Origin of the sequence: Pseudomonas sp. PDM19 (assembly GCF_014852215.1) — a bacterium.
Lineage (GTDB): Bacteria > Pseudomonadota > Gammaproteobacteria > Pseudomonadales > Pseudomonadaceae > Pseudomonas.
This window is the reverse complement of sequence record NZ_JACVBG010000004.1, coordinates 869,460-888,983: the sequence shown is the minus strand read 5'-3', so window position 1 is coordinate 888,983 and position 19,524 is coordinate 869,460. Positions and strand designations below refer to the sequence as shown.

Annotated in this window: 19 protein-coding genes; 5 read left to right on the top strand and 14 right to left on the bottom strand. The window is 63.8% G+C overall.

The features are described from left to right. Positions 1 to 251 precede the first annotated feature (251 nt). The 6 genes from msrQ to IB273_RS26340 form a co-directional block, all read right to left on the bottom strand. Positions 252 to 860 (bottom strand): protein-methionine-sulfoxide reductase heme-binding subunit MsrQ, encoded by a 609-nt coding sequence (gene msrQ, locus IB273_RS26365; protein WP_192225391.1) that lies wholly within the window; start codon positions 858 to 860, stop codon positions 252 to 254. Next, positions 860 to 1,870, bottom strand: coding sequence for a protein-methionine-sulfoxide reductase catalytic subunit MsrP (gene msrP, locus IB273_RS26360; RefSeq protein WP_192225390.1), 1,011 nt, complete (start codon positions 1,868 to 1,870; stop codon positions 860 to 862). The genes msrQ and msrP overlap by 1 nt, the downstream gene beginning before the upstream one ends. 57 nt (positions 1,871 to 1,927) lie before the next feature. After that, positions 1,928 to 2,752: a CDP-diacylglycerol--serine O-phosphatidyltransferase gene (gene pssA / locus IB273_RS26355; RefSeq protein WP_017516328.1), complete on the bottom strand. Its 825-nt coding sequence runs from the start codon at positions 2,750 to 2,752 to the stop codon at positions 1,928 to 1,930. Between the two features lie 149 nt (positions 2,753 to 2,901). Continuing rightward, complete coding sequence (ilvC, locus tag IB273_RS26350; RefSeq protein ID WP_017516327.1) at positions 2,902 to 3,918, bottom strand: ketol-acid reductoisomerase; 1,017 nt, start codon at positions 3,916 to 3,918, stop codon at positions 2,902 to 2,904. 44 nt (positions 3,919 to 3,962) lie between these two features. Then, entirely contained in the window at positions 3,963 to 4,454 is a 492-nt protein-coding gene (ilvN, locus tag IB273_RS26345; protein ID WP_081520739.1) for an acetolactate synthase small subunit, read from the bottom strand. Positions 4,455 to 4,456: 2 nt separating this feature from the next. Further along, positions 4,457 to 6,187: an acetolactate synthase 3 large subunit gene (locus tag IB273_RS26340; protein WP_081520738.1), complete on the bottom strand. Its 1,731-nt coding sequence runs from the start codon at positions 6,185 to 6,187 to the stop codon at positions 4,457 to 4,459. Between the two features lie 403 nt (positions 6,188 to 6,590). Here IB273_RS26340 and IB273_RS26335 point away from each other — a divergent pair, with 403 nt between their 5' ends. Next, on the top strand, positions 6,591 to 7,043 hold the full coding sequence (locus IB273_RS26335; protein ID WP_081520737.1) for a DUF4124 domain-containing protein: 453 nt from the start codon (positions 6,591 to 6,593) through the stop codon (positions 7,041 to 7,043). A 7-nt stretch (positions 7,044 to 7,050) separates the two neighbouring features. Here IB273_RS26335 and IB273_RS26330 read toward each other — a convergent pair whose 3' ends face one another. Genes IB273_RS26330 through mrcB form a run of 3 tightly spaced genes read right to left on the bottom strand, consistent with a single transcriptional unit; the run spans position 7,051 to position 10,548 of the window. Continuing rightward, positions 7,051 to 7,380, bottom strand: coding sequence for a YqcC family protein (locus IB273_RS26330; RefSeq protein ID WP_192225389.1), 330 nt, complete (start codon positions 7,378 to 7,380; stop codon positions 7,051 to 7,053). After that, positions 7,380 to 8,207, bottom strand: coding sequence for a tetratricopeptide repeat protein (locus tag IB273_RS26325; protein ID WP_081520735.1), 828 nt, complete (start codon positions 8,205 to 8,207; stop codon positions 7,380 to 7,382). Before IB273_RS26325 ends, IB273_RS26330 begins: the two co-directional genes overlap by 1 nt. A gap of 16 nt (positions 8,208 to 8,223) precedes the next feature. After that, a complete protein-coding gene (gene mrcB / locus IB273_RS26320) occupies positions 8,224 to 10,548 on the bottom strand; it encodes a penicillin-binding protein 1B (protein WP_192225388.1) in 2,325 nt (774 codons plus the stop codon). Between the two features lie 216 nt (positions 10,549 to 10,764). On the opposite strand from mrcB, the gene IB273_RS26315 reads away from it, so the two are divergent. The 3 genes from IB273_RS26315 to IB273_RS26305 all read left to right on the top strand — a co-directional run bounded on the left by IB273_RS26315 (position 10,765) and on the right by IB273_RS26305 (position 13,735). Beyond that, positions 10,765 to 12,327 carry an AAA family ATPase gene (locus IB273_RS26315; protein ID WP_192225387.1) on the top strand — a complete coding sequence of 521 codons (1,563 nt, stop codon included), beginning with the start codon at positions 10,765 to 10,767 and terminating at the stop codon, positions 12,325 to 12,327. A gap of 230 nt (positions 12,328 to 12,557) precedes the next feature. Then, the gene (locus IB273_RS26310; protein ID WP_138214260.1) at positions 12,558 to 12,830 is read left to right on the top strand and encodes a TfoX/Sxy family protein; all 273 of its coding nucleotides are present in this window, start codon (positions 12,558 to 12,560) and stop codon (positions 12,828 to 12,830) included. Positions 12,831 to 12,934: 104 nt separating this feature from the next. Further along, complete coding sequence (locus tag IB273_RS26305; protein ID WP_045216845.1) at positions 12,935 to 13,735, top strand: cyclic nucleotide-binding domain-containing protein; 801 nt, start codon at positions 12,935 to 12,937, stop codon at positions 13,733 to 13,735. Between the two features lie 528 nt (positions 13,736 to 14,263). On the opposite strand, the gene IB273_RS26300 is transcribed toward IB273_RS26305, so the two are convergent. From IB273_RS26300 to IB273_RS26280, 5 genes are read right to left on the bottom strand one after another with little or no spacing between them, the layout of a single operon-like run. Beyond that, positions 14,264 to 15,160, bottom strand: a complete 897-nt coding sequence (locus IB273_RS26300; protein ID WP_192225386.1) for a ChaN family lipoprotein — start codon at positions 15,158 to 15,160, stop codon at positions 14,264 to 14,266. Positions 15,161 to 15,171: 11 nt separating this feature from the next. Further along, positions 15,172 to 15,939 carry a heme ABC transporter ATP-binding protein gene (locus IB273_RS26295; RefSeq protein ID WP_192225385.1) on the bottom strand — a complete coding sequence of 256 codons (768 nt, stop codon included), beginning with the start codon at positions 15,937 to 15,939 and terminating at the stop codon, positions 15,172 to 15,174. Further along, a complete protein-coding gene (locus tag IB273_RS26290; RefSeq protein WP_192225406.1) occupies positions 15,939 to 16,922 on the bottom strand; it encodes a FecCD family ABC transporter permease in 984 nt (327 codons plus the stop codon). The genes IB273_RS26295 and IB273_RS26290 overlap by 1 nt, the downstream gene beginning before the upstream one ends. A gap of 50 nt (positions 16,923 to 16,972) precedes the next feature. Continuing rightward, positions 16,973 to 17,866, bottom strand: a complete 894-nt coding sequence (locus IB273_RS26285; RefSeq protein ID WP_192225384.1) for a heme/hemin ABC transporter substrate-binding protein — start codon at positions 17,864 to 17,866, stop codon at positions 16,973 to 16,975. Between the two features lie 10 nt (positions 17,867 to 17,876). Next, a complete protein-coding gene (locus IB273_RS26280; RefSeq protein WP_192225383.1) occupies positions 17,877 to 18,932 on the bottom strand; it encodes a hemin-degrading factor in 1,056 nt (351 codons plus the stop codon). Positions 18,933 to 19,187: 255 nt separating this feature from the next. Between IB273_RS26280 and IB273_RS26275 the strand changes: the two genes are divergently transcribed. Further along, on the top strand, positions 19,188 to 19,505 hold the full coding sequence (locus tag IB273_RS26275; protein WP_081520727.1) for a Rieske (2Fe-2S) protein: 318 nt from the start codon (positions 19,188 to 19,190) through the stop codon (positions 19,503 to 19,505). Positions 19,506 to 19,524 lie beyond the last annotated feature (19 nt).

Here is a 19,524-nt window from a genome sequence, read left to right as displayed (position 1 = left end):
ACCTTCTCATCAGCGGGAGGCGCATTCTACAGCGATCAAACTCGCTGTCAACCACCTCGGCGATCTTCTTTTCAGCTCGCTGCCGGAGCAGCTAATGAAGAGCGGCAAGTGAATCACCTGCCTGACCACCACTCTCAACTTCAAATCTCTGTAAGTACTTGATTTTCAAGTTCTTTCAGCGCTTCGTCGCTGGGAGTGGTGCGCATTATAGGGAGTTTAAATCGGCCGTCAACGACTAATTTAAACTTTCTTCAGTTAGCCGCCAGGCGGCCCCGCAGCAGCGGTAGACGCCGGGCCACTGGCGGCATCCGCAAGAGCAGCAGGACCAAGCCTATGGCTGCATAGATCGCCCAGCGCTCCAGATCGGAGCGTACGACCCACAGCATATGCAGTAATCCCAGACCGAGGATGACATATATCAGGCGATGCAGTTTCTTCCAGCCCGCCCCCAGCCTCCGCATGCTGTAGCGGTTGGAAGTGATCGCCAGGGAGAGCAAGCCGAGGAAGGCAACGACCCCGACGATGATATAGGGACGCTTGCGCAGTTCGACGCCCAACTGCGCCCAGTCCAGCCCCAGAATGAAGACGGCATAGGCGCCCAGGTGCAGCACTATATAGGTGAAGCACCACAGCCCCAGTTGTCGACGGACCTGCACCCAGCCTCCCCAGCGGGTGATCTTCTGCAGGGGAGTCATGGTCAGAGTTATGAGCAATAGGATCAGACCGCCCTGCCCCAGCCGGTCTACCAATGCCTTGCCCGGGTCCGGGCCAAGATCGAAGATCCACGCCTGGTACAGCCAATAAAGCGGCGGCAGCATCGCAGCCAGAAACACCCCGGCCCGCCAGAACGGATAGCGCATCAGTAATCCTTCCTCAGGTCCATGCCTGCATAAAGCGAAGCGACCTCATCGGCGTAGCCGTTGAACATGAGGGTAGGACGAACATTGGGGCTGAATAGTCCACTGGGCAGGCGCCGCTCGCGCGCCTGACTCCAGCGAGGATGGTCCACGGTCGGATTGACGTTGGCATAGAAACCGTACTCATCAGCCGCCAGGCTTTGCCAGGTGGTCTTGGGCCGCTCTTCCACGAAGCTGATCCGCACGATGGACTTGGCCCCCTTGAACCCGTACTTCCACGGCACCACCAGGCGAAGCGGTGCTCCGTTCTGGTTCGCCAGCACCCGGCCATACATGCCGACTGCCAATATCGCCAACGGATGCATGGCTTCGTCCATACGCAACCCTTCCACATAGGGCCAGTCGATCAGGGCGAAGTTGGACTGCACACCCGGCATGTCCTTGCGATCCACCAGCGTTTCGAAGCGTACGTATTTCGCCTTGCTGGTCGGCTCCACTCGCTTGATCAGGTCGGATATCGGGAAGCCAATCCAGGGAATGACCATTGACCAGGCTTCGACACAGCGCAGCCGGTAGATTCGCTCCTCCAACTGATAGGGCTTGATGAAGTCTTCGAGCCCATACTTGCCCGGCTTGCCCACCTCCCCATCAATCACCACTGACCACGGCTCGGTGTTCAGCGCGCCGGCATTGGCGGCAGGATCGCCCTTGTCGGGACCGAACTCGTAGAAGTTGTTGTAGGTGGTCGCGTCCTTGAATGGCGTGATGGCTTCATCTTTCACCGTCACGGCATCCCAGCGGGTAGCCGACAGCTTCTCCGCCAACCAGGAAGGAGCAGCCGCTTCAGCCACATCGGCATAGCGACCGCCATCGGCAAGGCTCAGACGAGGCAGTCCGGACAGTGCGGCAGCCGCCATCGCACCACCGAGAAAGTGACGACGGGAAAGATAGAGGGATTCAGGAGTGACTTCCGATTCGTGGCAATCGGAAAGACGGGACGACTTGATCAGCATGACGGGCTCCGCAACGACTGGCTGTATGCGCCAGTAGACTGCGGAGCCCGCTGGAAATTACACGGCAGGCGGCTGCTTGCGACGGCGCAATTGCAACAAGTATTGCACCGGGCCGGAGGTGGCGTAAGCAAGGAACAGCAGGAGCAGGATGCGCGGCGGGTCGGTGAAGACCACGGCGAATGCCAGCACCACCACCAGGATCGCCATGAACGGCACGCGACCACGCAGGTCGAGGTCCTTGAAGCTGTAGTACTTGATGTTGCTGACCATCAGCATGCCGGCGGCAGCGACCATCAGGGCAACCAGCAGGGAAACCTTGGCACCCTGCACGTCGAAGTCGGCGAACGCCCACACCGTACCGGCAACCAGCGCCGCGGCAGCCGGGCTGGCCAGACCGATGAAGTAGCGCTTGTCGGCCTTGCCCACCTGAGTGTTGAAGCGTGCCAGGCGCAGCGCCGCACCCGCGACATAGATGAAGGCAACCATCCAGCCGACCTTGCCCAGGCTGCTCAGCGCCCATTCGAAGGCGACTAGTGCCGGCGCGACACCAAAGGCGACCATGTCGGACAGCGAGTCGTACTCGGCGCCGAAGGCACTCTGGGTATTGGTCAGGCGGGCCACGCGACCGTCGAGGCCGTCAAGGACCATGGCGACGAAGATGGCGATGGCGGCGTTGGAGAAGTCGCCATTCATGGCATTGATGATGGCGTAGAGGCCGGTGAACAGTGCCGCGGTGGTGAACAGGTTGGGCAGCAGGTAGATGCCGCGATGACGAACCTTGCGACCTTCGGCGTCATGCCCCTCTTCGATGTGTTCATCGATGGGCAGCAGACTTTCTTCGGTGTCGGAAGCCTTGTTCGGCTCCTCGTGACCTTCACTCATGGACGATTCCTTGAGAACTCGTTGAGGCTGAGATTCGCCGGGGCACGCTACCGCGCAGACTCACCCGACGCCCCCGCTTTATACCAGATCACCGCCCTTAAACGAAAAAACGCGGCAAGCGCCGCGTTTCTTCGTTCGTCGAATGGACCTTAGTTCTTGGTCTTGTCGACGATCTTGTTGGCAGCGATCCACGGCATCATGGCGCGCAGCTGCTCGCCGATGACTTCGATGCCGTGAGCGGCGTTGTTACGGCGCTTGGCGGTCATCGACGGGTAGTTGGTGGCGCCTTCGGAGATGAACATCTTGGCGTATTCGCCGTCCTGGATGCGCTTCAGAGCGTTGCGCATGGCCTGGCGGGATTCGGCGTTGATGACTTCCGGACCGGTCACGTACTCGCCGTATTCGGCGTTGTTCGAGATCGAGTAGTTCATGTTGGCGATGCCGCCTTCGTACATGAGGTCAACGATCAGCTTCAGTTCGTGCAGGCACTCGAAGTAGGCCATTTCCGGAGCGTAACCGGCTTCGACCAGGGTTTCGAAACCGGCTTTCACCAGCTCGACGCAACCGCCGCACAGAACAGCCTGCTCGCCGAACAGGTCGGTTTCGGTCTCGTCCTTGAAGGTGGTTTCGATGATGCCGGTACGGCCGCCGCCGACGCCGCAGGCGTAGGACAGAGCGACGTTCTTGGCATTGCCCGAAGCGTCCTGGTAGATGGCGATCAGGTCAGGGATGCCGCCGCCCTTGACGAACTCGGAGCGCACGGTGTGGCCCGGGGCTTTCGGCGCGATCATGATCACGTCGAGGTCAGCGCGCGGTACAACCTGGTTGTAGTGGATGGAGAAGCCGTGAGCGAAGGCCAGGGTAGCGCCCTTCTTCAGGTTCGGCTCGATCTCGTCCTTGTACAGGCGGCCCTGGAACTCGTCCGGAGTCAGGATCATGACCAGGTCGGCAGCGGCAACGGCTTCGGCCACTTCGGCGACTTTCAGGCCATGGTTCTGGGCCTTGGCAACGGAGGAAGAACCCGCACGCAGGCCGACGGTGACGTCGACGCCGGAGTCTTTCAGGTTGCAGGCGTGGGCGTGGCCTTGGGATCCGTAACCGATGATGGCAACTTTCTTGCCCTGAACGATGGAGAGGTCACAGTCTTTATCGTAGAAAACGCGCATTTGGGTAATCCCCTGTCAGTTGGCCTCGTGGGCCGTATTTCAAATCAGATGCTGAGAGTCTTGTCGCCACGGGCAATGCCGGTGACGCCACTGCGGACAACTTCGAGGATCGACGCGGTGCCGACGGCCTGGATGAAGCTGTCCAGCTTGTCGCTGGTACCGGCCAGCTGCACGGTGTAGACGCTGCTGGTGACGTCGACGATCTGGCCGCGGAAAATGTCGGTGGTGCGCTTGACCTCGGCGCGCTGGGCGCCGGTGGCCTTCACTTTCACCAACATCAGCTCGCGCTCGATGTGCGCGCTCTCCGAGAGGTTCACCAGTTTTACCACCTCGATGAGCTTGTTGAGGTTTTTGGTGATCTGCTCGATGACCTCATCCTGACCGGCGGTGGTCAGGGTCAGGCGCGACAGCGTCGGGTCCTCGGTCGGGGCGACGGTCAGGCTTTCGATGTTGTAGTTGCGCTGGGAGAACAGGCCAACCACGCGGGAGAGCGCGCCGGGTTCGTTTTCCAGCAGCAGGGAAATGATGTGTCGCATGATCAGGTACGCTCCGTCTTGCTCAGCCACATGTCGCGCATCGCACCACCGCGGATCTGCATCGGGTAGACGTGCTCGCTGGTATCGACCTGGATGTCGAGGAAGACCAGGCGATTCTTCATCGCGAAGGCTTCTTCCATCATCGGTTTCAGGTCCTTCAGGTCGGTGATGCGCATGCCGACGTGGCCATACGCTTCAGCCAGCTTGACGAAGTCCGGCAGCGATTCCATGTAGGAGTGCGAATAACGGCTGTTGTACTGCATGTCCTGCCATTGGCGGACCATGCCCAGCGCACCGTTGTTCAGGTTGACGATCTTCACCGGCAGGTCGTACTGCAGGCAGGTGGACAGCTCCTGGATGTTCATCTGGATGCTGCCCTCACCGGTCACGCAGGCGACGTCGGCTTCGGGGAAGTTCAGCTTCACGCCCATGGCGGCCGGGAAGCCGAAGCCCATGGTGCCCAGGCCACCGGAGTTGATCCAGCGATTGGGTTTGTTGAAGCGGTAGTACTGCGCCGCGAACATCTGGTGCTGGCCCACGTCGGAAGCGACGAAAGCATCACCGTTGGTGACTTCGCAGAGGGTCTCGATCACGGTCTGCGGCTTGATGATGCTGCCGTCGCCCATGTTGTACGGGAACAGGCCGCGGGTGCCGCGCCATTCCTCGATCTGCTTCCACCAGGCAGCCTGGGCTTCCTTGTTCGGGGTCTCGCCGATTTCCTTGAGGATCGCGACCATTTCGGTCAGGACGCTGTCCACCGGGCCGACGATCGGGATGTCGGCCTTGACCGTCTTGGAGATCGAGGCCGGGTCGATGTCGACGTGGATGATCTTGGCGTTCGGGCAGAACTTGGCAGCGGTCTCGCCGTTGATCACGCGGTCGTCGAAGCGTGCGCCGACAGCGAAGATCACGTCAGCGTGGTGCATCGCGAGGTTCGCGGTGTAGCTGCCGTGCATGCCGAGCATGCCGACAAACTGGCGATCGGTACCCGGATAGCCACCCAGACCCATCAGGGTGTTGGTGACCGGCACATTGAGCATGCGCGCGACTTCGGTCAGCGGCTCGGCGGCATTGCCCATGATCACGCCACCACCGGCGTAGATGATCGGGCGCTTGGCAGCCAGCATCATCTCGGCAGCCTTGCGGATCTGGCCGGAGTGGCCACGGACCGCCGGGCTGTAGGAGCGCAGCTTGACCTTCTTCGGGTAGTTGTACTCGAACTTCTGGGTCGGATCGCCCATGTCCTTCGGAATATCGATCACCACCGGGCCGGGACGGCCGGACTGGGCGATGTAGAAGGCCTTCTTGATGACCTCGGGGATTTCCGACGGGTGCTTGATGATGAAGCTGTGCTTCACGATCGGGCGGGAGATACCGACCATGTCGGTTTCCTGGAACGCGTCGGTACCGACCATGTTGCTCGCCACCTGGCCGGAGATCACCACCATCGGGATGGAGTCCATGTAGGCGGTAGCGATGCCGGTGACGGCATTGGTCGCGCCGGGACCGGAGGTCACCAGCACCACGCCCGGCTTGCCGGTGGCGCGCGCATAGCCGTCGGCCATGTGGGTAGCGGCCTGCTCGTGGCGAACCAGGATGTGGGTTACTTCGTTCTCTTTGAAGAGAGCGTCGTAGATATGCAGGAGGGCACCGCCCGGGTACCCGTAGATGTACTTAACGCCTTCGTCACGCAGGGAGCGGACGACCATTTCAGCGCCGGATAAAAGTTCCACGTTGTCACCTCTAGAACGCTATATACGGAAACCCCCAACGTGGGGGACCGACTTGGATGGCTGCCCGGCAGACATGGGCGAATGTAATCGCCGGCTACGTCGACTGCCGATTGAGCAGAACCTGGAGACGCTCCTGTTTGTGTTACGGAGAGCCTCCACCCAGCGCGAGGTAACGCGAAACAGGGTGAAACTTTGCGGCGCGGGTAGCACCTCTTGTCTGCCGAGTAAAACCAGCTTGCGGCCGGCCCACTGCAGCGAACCTTGGATTCTTCTGAAACGAAGCGGCCAAGTCAAGCCATATATGGCTTTGAATGAAGCGGGGATGTGAACTTTCTCAGAGTGAATAAGCGCACGATTTGGTTATAGTTACCGACAGACTCCGCATCCCAAGGATCGACAAAGCATGCGACGGACGATTTTCCTGGGCAGCCTGCTGCTCGCACTGGCCCCGACCGTGATGGCCGCGCAGGTCTACAAGTGGGTCGATGCCCAGGGCATCACCCATTTCGGCGCTCAGCCGCCGGAAGGCACCGATGCCGCCACGGTGAACACCAATACAGCGCCGCCCAAGGCCAGCAGCAATTTCCCGCCGCCTGCCGCCGCCAAGCCGGTGCTGCCGCCCAGCGCAGACGAAAAGCAGAAGGCCGCCGACGAGAAGGTGCGTCAGGAAGTGGCGCAGCAGGAAGCCGAGCGAGTCCAGCAATGCGAGAGGCTGCGCGCCGATGTGGCACAACTGAAGAACAACCCGCGCGTTCGCGTGGACGACGGCAATGGTGACCTGCGCCGGATCACCGAAGAGGAACGTCAGGGACGCATCGCGGCCAGCGAAAAGAGCATTCGCGAGAACTGCAACTGACGCCCGCTCAGGGCGCCGGGCTGATCAGCTGATCGAAGGCGCCGAGCGCATCCAGCAGCGCCGCAACGCGCGCGCCTTCATTGGCATAAGCCATTTCCGCGATGGCGCGGATGCCAGAAGCACTGGGCAGATCCGCGCCGCTCTCGATGATCAGTTTCATCCGCGGCAGGAAAATCCACTGCAGCCACTCCTCCAGCGCCAATGTGTCCACGCAGAAGGGCTCGATGCTGGAAAGCCTGTCCGTCGACGGGCTCTCGGCTCCCCACATCCCGATCGCACGCAGCTCCCGCTCGATCAGCAGCAACTGATCGGCAACGGCCAGCACGCGGGCGTCCATTACAGGGTCACCTTGGCTTTCTGACGCGCTTCGGCAGCGCCGGCAGCGTTGCCCTGCTGGTCACGGCACTTGGCGATCAAATCCCACAGACTGGCCTGCATGGTCGGGCGACCGTTGGCCAGCGACAGGCCACGCAGCGCTACCTGTTCGGCTTGCGCGGCATCGCCCTGGGCCAGGCGAACCTGGGCCAGCTTGTAGAGCACCTGCGGCTCGCGCGGCGCGATGCGCTGGGCACGCTCCAGGCTCGCGGCAGCGCCGTTCAGATCACCACCACCCTGCTGCTGCGAAGCGGAGGTCAGCAGCGCCAGCACCGGACCATCCAGTTGCTCGTCCGCCGACAGGCCGGAGTTGCTCCGCGGAATCCCCGACGGGCCCTGGTAGGTGCTGCCCTGGCTCGACGGCGCGGCCTGCTGGGTCTGGTACGCCGGCTGCTGGTAGGTCTGCGACTGGAAACCACCATTGGAGGTGATACCACCACTGGTGGAAATCGGCTGCTGCGAAGAATAGGTCGAGCCGGCAGCACCCGGAGACGTGGTCATCGGCGCGGTGCTGATCGGCGCGGCGCCGGTCTGTGCCGGGAAGGTCTGGATCGGTGCCATGCCGGCATCCTGCGGGACCATTACGGTAACGCCGGAGTCACCCTGCGGGATGCTCTGGCCGGCTCCGGCACGTACCGGCGCCTGGGTGTTGCCACCGCTGCGACCGACGCGCTCCGAGTTGGAGACGGAGGTACCGGAGTCCTGCACGGGAATTGCGCCGTGCTGCGGGGACGCACAACCGGACAGAAGCGCCAGAGTCGCCGACGCTGCAAACCAAGCTTTTCTCACTTCCAATCCTCTTGCATCAGTTCAACCAGCCGCGCACCCAGTCCATGACTTCGCCGGCCGGCGTCTGGTTTCCGCAACCTGCGCCCAGCGCAGGCTCGCTTCCTCGAATATAAGGCATCTGTACTGCACCGGGGCAGTTGGCGTCAGTGCCCTGCCCGGTATGCGGATCGACCCAGGCCTGCACCACATTGTCCGGCATCGGCATGTCCAGCGGCGCCGGATTGGCCTTGCGCATGAAGCTGGTCCAGATCTGCAACGCACCGGTGGCGCCGGTGAGCGGCGTCTTGCCGTTGTCATCGCGACCGATCCACACCACCGCGAGCAGGTCCTGACCGAAGCCGGAGAACCAGCTATCGCGGGAGTCGTTGGTGGTGCCGGTCTTGCCCGCCAGGGTCAGGGACGCCGGCAGCTGGTTGTAGACGGAGCGGCCGGTGCCCTCGCGCATCACGCGCTGCATGGCGCTCTGCAGCAGGTAGATGGCGCCCGGATCGAAGCGCTGCTGGACCTGGAACGGATAACGCTTGAGCGGCTGCCCGTCGGCCGCCAGCACGCTGCGAATACTGCGCAGCGGCGTGTTGAAGCCGCCGCTGGCGATGGTCTGGTACATGGTCGCCACCTGCATCGGGCTCAGCGCACCGGCGCCCAGCAGCATCGACGGATAGGCCGGCCAGTTCGGCGAAACGCCCAGGCGCTCCAGCGTCTTCAGAACGTTCGGCACGCCCAGGTCAAGACCCAGCCTGGCAGTGGACAGGTTCAGCGAACGAGCCAGCCCCTGGTAGAGGAAGATCGTGCCGTTGGCGGTGCCTTCATAGTTCTTCGGCGTCCAGACCTGACCATCCTTGCCCTTCACCTGGAACGGCTGGTCCTGGATGTAGCTGGTCAGGGTGTACTGGCTCGGCTTTTCCAGCGCGGTCAGATAGACCGCCGGTTTGACCAGCGAACCGATCGGCCGCACCGCATCGACGGCGCGGTTGAAGCCGGCGAAGCGCGGGTCGCGGCTGCCGAGCAACGCCTGGATCTCACCGGTTTCCGGGTTGGTCACGACCATCGCGGTTTCGGTTTCGGCGACGCCCTTGCGGCCTTCGAGACGCTTGAAGGTTTCGCTGACGGCGGACTCGGCCTTCATCTGCAGGATGGGGTCGAAGCTGGTGAAGATGCGCAGACCTTCTTCGGTGAGGTCCTCGTCGCGGTAATCCTCGCGCAGTTGGCGTTTCACCAGGTCAAGGAAGGCCGGGTAGGAACTGTTGGCCATGCTGCCCTGGCGAGTCACGCCGAGCGGCGTCTGCTTGGCGGCAGCGGCTTCGTCGGCAGCGATCACACCCTGCTCGGCGAGCACGTCGAGCACCACGTTGCGGCGCTCCAGCGCACGTTCGGGATTGCGGCGCGGGTTGTAATAGGAGGGCCCTTTCACCATGCCGACCAACAGAGCCACCTGCGGCAGCTTGAGCTCCGACAGCGGCTGGCTGAAGAAGTACTGGCTGGCGAGGCCGAAGCCGTTCACCGAGCGCTGGCCGTCCTGACCGAGGAATACCTCGTTGAGGTAGCCTTCGAGGATTTCACGCTTGTCGTAATGCAACTCAAGCAGCACCGCCATCATGGCTTCGGTGAGCTTGCGCGACAGGCTGCGTTCGTTGGTCAGGAAGAAGTTCTTCACCAACTGCTGAGTCAGCGTACTGCCACCCTGGCGCAACTGGCCGGCGCTGGCGTTAACCCAGACGGCGCGGGCGATGGACTTGATCGAAACCCCGTGGTGGGTCCAGAAGTCACGGTCTTCCACGGCGACCAGGGTATCGATCAGGTACGGCGGCACCTGGTCGAGCTTGATCAGGATGCGGTCTTCATTGTGCGCCGGGTACAGGCCGCCGATCAGCAGCGGCTCCATTCGCGCGACAGCAAGGTCGCCACCGTTGGCGCGACTCAGGCCGGCCACATAGTCGCCGGAGAAGCGCACGCGAATGCGCTGCGCCGGCTCGGCACCTTCATAGAACTGGAAGCCGCGTGTGTTCAGGTCGACGGCATTGCCGGCCACCGACACCGCGCCCGGCCCTGCGACCGAAGTCTCGCGCCGATAGCCCAGGGCATCCAGCTCGCGCAGGAAGTCGTCCTTGCCCAGTTTCAGGCCGACGAACAGTTCCAGCGGCCGGGCATAGACCTTGGCGGGAATGGTCCAGCGTTTGCCGGAGAACTTCTCCTGGACAACCGCATCGAGGTACACGGCAAAACCGGCCAGCACCACCACGCCAACCAGACCGAGCTTGAGAGCCCAGCCCAGCCACTTGCGCATGGCAGGCGACCATTTGCCGCTTTTTTTACGAGGTTTGGAAGATCGGGGACGCGTCATGGCGGCGCATTATACGTACTTTATCCACAGGAGACAGACGCCGCTCCAGCGGGCGTCCGGGCTTGATGCGAACTGCCGCGCATCTCGCGATTACGGCAGTCGCCGAGCTATGACCCCACGATGGCCATTTGGTTGCCGGTCGGCCGCAGAGTTTGCAGCTACCGACCCAGCCGCCATAATGCCTGCCTTCAGATATTCGACCGGAAAGGACATCACGTGAGCCAGACCTTACTCGCAGCCCTGCAGAACCCCACCCTCTTCCCTCATCCGGTCGACGGGTTCCGGGTCATCGAAACCCACATTTCCTGGGTGCTGCTCACTGGCTCCTATGTCTACAAGATCAAGAAGCCGGTGAACTTCGGTTTCCTCGACTTCACCGACCTCGCCCAGCGCAAGCACTTCTGCGAGGAGGAGCTGCGCCTGAACCAGCGCCTGACCGAAGGCCTGTACCTCGACGTGATTGCCATCACCGGCAGCGAGACCGCACCGCAGCTGAACGGTGAAGGCCCGGCCATCGAGTACATGCTCCAGTGCCGCGAATTCCCGCAAACCCAACTGCTCAGCGAAGTGCAGGCCCGCGGCGAACTGGGCGCCGAGCACATCGACGGCCTGGCAAGGCAGATCGCCGACTTCCACCTGCGCACCCCCATCGTGCCTACCGAGCACCCGCTGGGTACCCCGGAAGCCTGCATGGCGCCCGTGCGGCAGAACTTCGAGCAGATTCGCCCGATGCTCTCCGACAAGGTCGACCTGCAACAGCTCGACGCCCTGGAAGCCTGGGCAGAATCCAGCTTCGAACGCCTGCACAGCGTGTTCGAGCAGCGCAAGGCGAACGGTTTCATCCGCGAATGCCATGGCGACATTCACCTGGGTAACGCCGCGATCATCGACGGCAAGGCCGTACTGTTCGACTGCATCGAGTTCAACGAGCCGTTCCGTTTCACCGACGTCACTGCCGACTACGCCTTCCTCGCCATGGACCTGGAAGACCGTGGCCTGAAATGCCTGTCGCGGCGCTTCGTCAGCCAGTACCTGGAATACACCGGCGACTACCAGTCCCTGGCCCTGCTGAACTTCTACAAGGCCTACCGCGCCCTGGTCCGCGCCAAGATCGCGCTGTTCAGCCTGGCGCACCAGACCGACGCCGTGCAGAAGGCCGCGACCCTGCGCCAGTACCGCAACTACGCCAACCTGGCGGAAAGCTACAGCGCCATCCCCTCGCGTTTCCTGGCCGTCACCGTCGGCGTTTCCGCGGTCGGCAAGAGCCAGGTTGCCCTGCGCCTGGTGGAAGCGCTGGGCGCCGTTCGCCTGCGCTCGGACGTGGAGCGCAAGCGCCTGTTCGGTGAACAGAAGACCGATCAGCAGGGCCAGCTCAAGAGCGGCATCTATGACGCCGACTCCACCGCCGCGACCTACCAGCGCCTCAACGAACTGGCCGTGGACATTCTCCGCGCCGGCTACCCGGTCGTGCTGGACGCCACCTTCCTCAAGCGCGAGCAGCGCGCCGCCGCGTGGGAAATCGCCGAGGAAACCGGCGTGCCCTTCCTGATCCTCGACTGTCACGCACCGGAGGCCGTGATCGCCGGCTGGTTGGCCCAGCGCCAGAACGACGGCAACGATCCGTCCGACGCCACCCTGGAAGTCGTCCAGGCGCAACTGGCCAGCCGCGACGACCTCAGCGCCGAGGAGCAGCAGCACAGCAAGCGCGTCAACACCCCGGAAGCCGCCAGCCTCGACGCCCTGGTCGCCAGCATCCGCCAGCGCCTGCCCGGCCTCTGATCCACCGCCTGTCGGCCGGAGAACGCCCCGAGTGGCGTTCTCCGGCTAGCGGCGACGCCGCACGACCAGCCTTCGACGACGACAACGCCCTGCCCCGCATTCATGGCGATGTCACAAAGCCACGTTTTTCCCAGTCACCGCTACACTTCCTTCTGAGTGTCCGGCCGCTACGAGCAGTTCTCGGCCCCTTCAAGACCTGACACCCATCGCGCCCATCGCAAGGACAGACGATGAACGACGAACTGCTGCACCTGAAGAACCTAGGCAAGACCTCCGCCCAATGGCTGCATGCCGTGGGCATTCACAGCGCCAGCGACCTGCGCCGTCTGGGGGCGGTCGGCGCCTATCGGGCCGTGCGCGCAAGGGGCTTCCGCGCCTCGAAAGTGCTGCTCTATGCCATCGAGGGCGCCCTGCTGGATGTGCACTGGAATGACCTGCCACCCGCACACAAGGCTGCTCTTCTTGGCGAGCTTGAGACATTTCCCACACGTAACAAGAGCTAGCTCACAAGCTCTGTGTGAAAATGTTTACGCAAGGTACCTGTCCGCTTATGGTTTCAGGGCCCTTCGTGCGCCCTCGACCGTCGCCATATCAAGGAATTACGGCCATGTACCTACTCGGTGAACAACCCGCCTATGCCGATCGACTGATCAATCGGCTGCAGGGCATTCCGGCGCAATTGCTCGCCGGCCTTGAGCCCGCAGGCGAAGCCATTCGCCTGGAGCGCTCCGACGATCTGGAAGGCGAGCTGCCCGGCAAGCATCTGTTCCTCATCGAGAACGGCCTGGTCCATGCCCTGGTGGATGAACGCCCGCTGTTCTACCTGCAGGAAGGCGACCTGGTCGGCCTGCGCCAGGGCATCGAGCTGCCACCCTGCCGCTATGTCAGCGAAGAGCCGCTGTGCCTGATTCCCTATTCGCGCAGCGAAGTGTTCCGCCATATCCACAGCCACGAGCAGCGTCAGGAGCAGTTCCTGCACTACCTGATCGGCCATACCGCGCTGCTGTCGGATGCCCTGGCGCACCTCAAGCAGCCGGAGATTCGCCCAGCCACCGGCTTCCAGCACTTCGCCGCCGGCGCCCAGCTGATCCAGCAGGGTGACGACGCCGAGCACGTGTTCATCATCATCGAGGGCCACGCCGAAGCCTTCGTCGACGGGCAAAAGGTCGGTGATGTGCAGAAAGACGAGATCTTCGGCGCCATGGCCGTGTTCACCCGCGAGAAACGCAGCGCCTCGGTGATCGCCAGCGAGCCGTGCACCGTGATGGTGATCCCCAAGGACCAGTTCCTCAGCCTGATGCAGAGCAACCCGCGCATCGCCCACAGCCTCATCGAAGGCATGGCGCGGCGCATTGACCTGCTGAACAAGGAAGTCACCCAGCTGCGTCTGCAACGCCAGGCCGACTGATCCGCTTCCACCTGAGAAAGCCCGGCCCAGCGCCGGGCTTTTTCGTTGCGCCGGCGGAATTTCGCGGGCGAGAAAAAATCTGCAGAAAAGAGGTTGACTCTCAAATGATAATGATTATTATTGAGTCATCTGGTCGCGAGGCCAGATCGATAACCTCAAGAGACCACGCAGTCGGACTCTTCAGATTATCTCCTCATCAGGCTAATCACGGTTTCGACCCGGCACTTTGCCGGGTCTTTTTTTTGCCTCGATTTTTTCCTTCGCGCGGCGCATTCACGTCCACCAGAAAAACTTCGGATCGGTCGAAGAAAAGGTGTTGACTCTCAAATGATAATGGTTATTATTACAACCACTGGCTGCGAGGCCAGTTGGATAAGCTCGAGAGACCACGCAGTCGGACTCTTCAGATTATCTCCTCATCAGGCTAATCACGGTTTGGACCCGGCACTTTGCCGGGTCTTTTTTTGCCCGCGATTTCTGCCACGACCATCCTTCATCCACTCATGAAAAAGGGCCTTTTCGGCCCCTTCACATATTGCCGCGCATCTGCGCGCAGTAATCCGTCGGCGGCTGTGCCGGTGTGTACCAGGCGAAGTCCGCCTGAGCCGGCTCCACCACCCTGCCAACTTCCGCCAGCATCACCACCTCCAACCCTTGAGCGGCGTCCAGGTCCTGCAGGTGCAGCGGAACGCCCAGATCACGGCGCGCATGGAAACCACCGGCAATCAGCAGGGAAGGTTCGGGCGCCGCCTTGAAACGTTCGGCCAGGCGCCGATCGCGTTGCTGCTGCACCGCCAGCATCGCCGGCAGCTGACTGTCCGGCAGCAGGCCACAGTGGGACTCGCGGATGTCCTGCAGCAGCGCATCGCGCACCGAGGTCGCCGTGGAGGCTGAACCCTGCAATTCGGGCTTGTTCCGGTAGATGGCCATGATCTCGCTGCGATCCAGGTTGGCCGCCAGCAGCGGCGCCGGCTGTTTCACCAGCCAGGTCACCAGCGGGCCATACTGTGACCAGTCCCAGCCCGGTTGCCAGCGCAGCGCACCGATCAGGTCTTCCGGCGTATCGCCCCTCGCTGCCGAGGACTGGGCAGCGCTCACGGCGCTCTGCTGATCGGAGTTGAGCATCTCCAGCAGCACGCTGCCAGTCGGGCGGCGCTCGGCCAGAGCGCGCGCCAGCCAGAGCTCGAGTGCATGGTGATCGGGGTTGTCGTGCTGCTCGCCGACTATCACCCGCGGTGCAGCAGCCAGTCGGTCGAGCAGTTGCGCTGGCGACAGCTCTTCACCGCTACGCAGATCGCGGATTACCCCCAGTTCGGTGCTGTCGCGCCCTTCCGGGCTCTGCCAGACCGGCAGCGGCGGCACGCTCACCTGAGCCTGGCAGGCGGTGAGCATCGCCAGCAGCGGAACGAGCAGGACTTTCTTCATGGCGACTCCCTTCAGCGCGCGATGATCAGCGGATGACCGCGTTCCGGGTGCTCCCGCACCAGCACATCGAGGCCGAAGACAGTGCGCAGCGGCTCGGCCTGCAGCACTTCGCGAGGGGGGCCGAGCAGATGCGCGCGCGCCTCGTGCAGCAACAACAGGCGATCACAGTAACGCGCCGCGAGATTCAGGTCGTGCAGGATCACCAGCACCGCCGCACCGCGCCCGGCGAAATCGCGCACGGCTTGCAGCGTGGTGTGCTGGTGCAGTGGGTCGAGCGCCGAGGTCGGCTCATCCAGCAGCAGCACCTGTTCCGCCCCGCCCGGCCACAACTGCGCCAGCACTCGGGCAAGGTGCACCCGCTGGCGCTCGCCGCCGGAGAGCGCCAGGTAGCTGCGCCCGGCCAGGTGCGAGGCATCGGCAGCGGCCATGGCTTCGCGGATGATCTCCTCGTCGCGCTGCCGGCCACTGTCGTGGGGCAAGCGTCCGAAGCCAACCACCGCCTCGACGGGGAATGCGAAGTTCAGCGAAGACGATTGCGGCAGCACCGCCAACCGGCGTGCGCGCTCGGTACCTTGCCAGGAGTCCAGCGGGCGGCCGTCGAGACTCACTGATCCACCGGCCAGCGGCAGTTCCCCGTTCATGGCGCCAAGCAGGGTGCTCTTGCCCGCACCGTTGGGGCCGAGAACGCCGAGCACTTCGCCCGGCTGCAGCGCCACGCTCACCTCCTGCAGAACGGTCAGGGCGCCGCGCTTCACCAGCAGCTTGTCTGCGCACAGCATCAGGAACGCCCCCGGATCAGCAGATAAAGGAAGAACGGCGCACCGATCAGCGCGGTAACGATGCCGATCGGCAGTTCCGCCGGCGCCAGCGCCAGCCGCGCGATCAGGTCGGCGAGCAGAAGCAGGATCGCACCGCCGAACATTGAGGCGGGCAGCAGCACGCGGTGATCCGGGCCGACGATCAGGCGCAGCAGGTGCGGCACCACCAGGCCGATGAAACCGATCATCCCGGCGGCAGCCACAGCCGCGCCGACGCCCAGCGCGGTGCAGAGGATCAGTTCGAGTTTCAGCCGCTCCACATTGAAGCCCAGGTGACGCGCTTCGGATTCGCCCAGCAGCAGCGCATTCAAGGCATTCACCCGGCGCGGCAGCCAGCAGGCCACCAGCAGGGTGATCAGCAGCAGCGGCCACAGGCGCGGATAGCTCGCGCCGTTGAGGCTGCCGAGGTTCCAGAACGTCAGGGTGCGCAGCGTGGCGTCATCGGCGAGGTAGGTGAACAGGCCGATCAGCGCGCCCGCCAGCGCGGTCAGCGCGATGCCGGCGAGCAGCATGGTCGCCACACTCGTCTGGCCGTTATGGCGCCCCAGCCGGTAGACCAACGCCGTCACCGACAGGCCGCCGGCAAAAGCGCAGGCGGACAGTAGATAAGGACCGAAGGCCTCGGGCAACCCACCGATGGACGCACCAAAAACGATGGCAATGGCCGCCCCCAGCGCAGCACCGCTGGAAACACCGATCAGGCCGGGATCGGCCAGCGGGTTGCGGAACAGCCCCTGCATGGCCACGCCGGCCAGCGCCAGCACGCCGCCGGTCGCAATGCCCAGCAAGGTCCGCGGCAGGCGAATCTGCCCGACGATCAGTTCGGCCTGGCCGAGGCCATCGGCGGACACCGGCAGCCCGACCATGTGCGCCAGCGCGCGCAGGGTATCGCCCAGCGGCAGGCTCACCGGCCCGAGAGCCAGTGAGAGCCAGACGACCAGCAACAGGAGAAAACCGAGGAGCAGGAACAGCGGTCGAGCGGTAACGATCCGGGTCAAGGACGACTTTCCGTGTTCAGGGCCTGCGCGGAAGGATAAAAGGCCTGGGAGAGGCTAGCCAGCCCGTCCGGGATGCGCGGGCCGAGACCGCCCACCAGCAGGGTCTGATCGAGCACCAGAACACGACCTTCACGCAGCGCGCTGGTCGCGGCGAGTCCGGGGTTCTGCTGGGTCAGTGCGGCGCGGGCCTTGTCGCCATCCAGGGAGCGATCGCTGAGCACCACCACCTGCGGATTCAGCGCAGTGAGGGCTTCGGTCGACAGCGTCTTGTAGCCGGTATGGGTCGCCAGGTTGCGGCCACCGGCGTGCTGGATCAGCCAGTCGCCGGAAGTGTCCTGCCCGGCCACCAGCAGGTTGCCGCCAGCGTGCCCGACCAGCAGGACGACACCGGGCGCGGCTTGCGCGGACTGGGCTTTCTTTACCCACGCGTTCTGCGCGGCGAGACGCGCATCGAAGTCCGCCACGGCATGCCTGGCCTTGTCCGGCGCACCAAGCAGTTCGCCCAGACGCTGAATGGTGTCGCGCACGTTCTTCTCGTCAGCCTTGGCCGAGAGCGTCTCGATCCGCACACCAGCGGCACGCAGTTGCTGCAGTACCGGCGGCGGGCCCATCTCTTCGCTGCCCAGCAGGATGTCCGGCTTCAGCGCGAGGATGCCTTCGGCGGCGAGCTGCCGCTGATAGCCGATCTTCGGCAGCGCGTGGAGCGATGCGGGGTGCAGGCTGGTGGTGTCGACGCCCACCAGCTTGGCCTCGCCGCCCAGGGCGACGACCCATTCGCTCAGCGACCCACCGGCGCTCACCCAGCGCTGCGGCAACGCGTCGGCCAACGCGCTGGTGGCAGTCAGGCAAAGCCCGGCGAACAGCGCGCGTGCAGTCATGGAAATCTTCATGTGTCGTCCCTCAGAGTGCCGGGAAGGATTCGGCGAGTTCGCGCCAGCTCTGCAGTTCCGGAACGCCGGGCTTGCGCGCACCGAACACCTGCAGCACCAACTCGCCATGGGCATCGAAGGCTTCCCAGCTGGTGACCACGCCATCGCTGCTGGGCTTGCGCACGCGCCACAGTTCAACCACGCCCGGGGTCTTCAGGTGCAGGTTGAACAGCGGGTCGAGGACGTTGAACCAGTCGTCCATCCACTTGAGATTCTGCACGGTGCCGGTGTGAATCTGGATGCAGTGGGCGTTGCCGACGAAGATCATGATCGGCAACTGGTTGGCCCCGGCCGCTTCCAGCAGGCGCGGCAGTTCGGCGGTGGCCAGCGGCTCGGCCCACTCGCGGCCGGCAAGGCGCAGCGCCTGGGTGCGCTGGACCTTGTGCTTCTTCAGCAGGGCGAAGAAGTGGTGGGTGTCCTTCAATGCCGACCAGCCTTCGCGCAGGGCGGCGACATCGATTTCGCCGTCGGCCAGCGGCGCGGCCTTGGGCTCCAGCGGAGCCAGGTCAAGCGCTGCGCTCTGCTCGGCGGCGGTGAAGCTGCGCACCAGCGGGTCCCAGGCCGCGAGGTCGCTCTGCTCGGTGAGGAAGACCTTGTGCACGGCGGTGCCCTGGCGGTCGAATACCTGGATGCTGCGCTGGGTGCCGTGGGCGGTCTCCTCGCTGATGGCGAAGGCGCTGGCCCAGCCGCCGAGGAACAGGCGCAGGTCGATGTCCGGAGACACCACCAGGCCCATCAGGCCATTGGCGGAGACGGTGACGTCACGGTACGGCCCCTTGCGCTCATGCACGCAATGCTCGTTGCGGGTCAGCGCCATGATCTGGCCCAGCTCCCCCAGCGCCGGCAGCAGCTCGGCCCAATCGCTGCGCAGGCGCACGGCGTCCACACCCAGGCGACTGGCAGTCAGCTCGGCTTCGCTCACGGCCAGGTGTTGCGCGGCATCGCGGGCGCGCAGGCGCGGTTTCTCGGCGCGCAGGGCTTGCCAGGCGCGGTACAGCTCAGAGGCCGGCGCAGTCAGGGTCGTCATCGCAGAATTCCTCGTTCGAAAGGTGGCCTGCCGCGGCGCGGCAGCATGGACGAACCTTGCCACAGGAAAATTAGGAAATCTATTTGATAATTATTTGCATTAAATATCAGAGAGGCTTAAGGTCGGCGCCGCTTTCGCTGGCAAGGCGCCAGCTCAGCCCTTCTTCAGCACACGGAAGTGCACCCTCTTCCGGTATCGCCCTGCGGGCGCGGATAATGCCCGCCTCGTGATGCCGTACCTGGATGGAAGCCCCGGATGATCCTGCTCTGCGCCCCGCATGACCTGGCCGAAGGCCAGAGCCGGGGCTTCAAGGCCGCTGGCCTGAACCTCTTTGCCGTACGCCGCCAGGGCCGCGTCTACGCCTACCGCAACAGCTGCCCGCACCGGGAAATCCCGCTGGGCTACGACGCCGAGCGGTACCTCGATGCCAGTGGCCGCCTGCTGCAGTGCGGCCACCATGGCGCGCTGTTCCTCATCGAAACCGGCGAGTGCATCCAGGGACCATGCCTGGGGGAGGTGCTGGAGGCGCTGCCCTGCCGGGAGGATGAGCAGGGCATCTGGCTGGAAATGTAGGAGCGGGCCAGGCCGGCGA